We start from the raw sequence: 210 nt of genomic DNA, 5'->3' as shown, positions 1-210 counted from the left end.
AACAGGTCACCCTGCACGGCAGTGGCTCTGTAGTTAGCGTTGTCCAGGGTGGCTTCTACCACATAAGTGCCAGCGTCTGTCTTGCCGTTGTTGCTGATGCTCACGCCGGTCAGGTCAGCTGGAAGTGTAGTAGCCGTGGCGTTCTTCACTGTGCCGTCATACACGTGGGTCAGGTTGCCAAGAGCAAGCGTAGCTGTCGCCTTGTCGATG

At 57.1% G+C, this 210-nt stretch carries 1 protein-coding gene; it reads right to left on the bottom strand.

Annotated features, from left to right (window positions below; genetic code table 11):
- On the bottom strand, positions 1-210 hold a 210-nt coding region (locus AC5FXQ_RS21810), incomplete at both ends, for an MBG domain-containing protein (protein WP_493604519.1).

The organism is Pontibacter sp. LHS1 (assembly GCF_058932855.1).
Note: the sequence above shows the minus strand (reverse complement) of the source record. Positions and strands in the feature narration are given on the sequence as shown.